Annotated in this window: 1 protein-coding gene and 1 pseudogene; one reads left to right on the top strand and one right to left on the bottom strand. The window is 73.8% G+C overall.

The window, feature by feature from the left end; translation table 11 throughout:
- Positions 1-71: 71 nt before the first annotated feature.
- On the top strand, positions 72-473 hold the full coding sequence (locus tag AC2W7G_RS16410; RefSeq protein WP_485869379.1) for a DUF881 domain-containing protein: 402 nt from the start codon (positions 72-74) through the stop codon (positions 471-473).
- 195 nt (positions 474-668) lie between these two features.
- On the opposite strand, the pseudogene AC2W7G_RS16415 reads toward AC2W7G_RS16410, so the two are convergent.
- Positions 669-1205 (bottom strand): annotated as a pseudogene (locus AC2W7G_RS16415) (PASTA domain-containing protein); the annotation flags it as partial.
- Positions 1206-1373 lie beyond the last annotated feature (168 nt).

A 1373-nucleotide genomic window follows, 5' to 3' on the forward strand; every position in this document is an offset into this window, starting at 1 on the left:
CTGGAGGCGATGGAGGAGCTCGACGAGGTGACCGGCTCGAGCCGGCCCGCGGCGAGGGCGTCCGCGTCACGCTGGCCGACGCCCCGCGGCGGGTCGAGGTGCCGGGCCTGGACCCGAACTACCTCGTGGTGCACCAGCAGGACATCCAGGCCTACGTCAACGCGCTGTGGGCCGGCGGCGCCCGCGCCGTGACGCTGCAGGGCCAGCGGCTCATCTCCACGACCGGCATCCGCTGCGTCGGCAACACCGTCGTCCTGGACGGCGTCCCGTACTCGCCGCCCTACGTCATCGAGGCGGTGGGCGAGCAGTGGAGCCTGCTGTCGGCCATCGAGGAGTCGCCGGAGGCGAGCGTCTACCGCGACTACGCCGAGCGCTACGAGCTCGGCCTGGACGTCGAGCGGGTCTCCCTCGTCCGCGCCCCGGCCTACCAGGGCTCGGTCGACCTGACGCACGCGCGCGCGGTCACCCCCTGACACGACGACGGCCCCGCCACCCTGAGGTGGCGGGGCGTCGTGCGTCCGGGCTACGGGGTCGGGACGTCCGGCAGGCCGTCGCCGTCCTCGTCGCCGCCGTCGGTCGCCGGGCGGCGGGGTGTCGGTCGCCGGGCGCGACACCGTCAGCGTGATCTGCGAGTCCGGCGAGACCTGCTGACCGGTGCCGATCGACTGGGCGGTCACCTGGCCGTCCGGCGCGGTGCCGGCCGTGTCCTCCTGGGTCTGGATCTGCGACCGCTCGAAGCCGGCGTCGACCAGCCGCTTGATCGCGTCCTCCAGCGTCGCGCCGACCACGTTCGGCACGGTCACCTGGCCCTTGGAGACCAGCAGGGTCACCGTGGTGCCCACCTCGACGCTCTGGTCGGCGCCGGGGTCGGAGTTGACCACCTGGCCTCGCGGGGCGCTGTTGTCGATGAACTCGCGCTTGGCCTTGAGCCCGACGTCCTCGAGCTTCTTCTTGGCCTCGCCGTACGAGAACCCCTGCAGGTCGGGCACGGAGATCTGCTCGGGCCCGCTGCTGACCACGAGGGTCACCTCCGAGCCCTCCTCGATCTCCTCGCCGGTGCCCGGCTCGGTGCGGATGACGTCACCCTCGTCCACGTCGGCACTGGCCTCGCGCGGCATGTCGTCGGCCACGGTCAGCCCGCGGTTCTGCAGGACGGTCGTCGCCTCGGCCACCGGACGGTTGGCCACGTCGGGCACCTGCACCATCGTCGGGGGCGGCGGCGGGTCCTCCTTGGTCGCCTCGTAGATGCCCCAGCCGGCGAGCGCGAGCAGCAGCACGGCGACGACGCCGATGGCCCACCACTTGCGCTGGCCGCCCTTTCTCCTCGTCGCCGGTGGCAGCGGCCCGCGGCGGGCGCGCGCCGACCGCGGGGG

The organism is Aeromicrobium sp. PFPM2_SD2 (assembly GCF_057364525.1).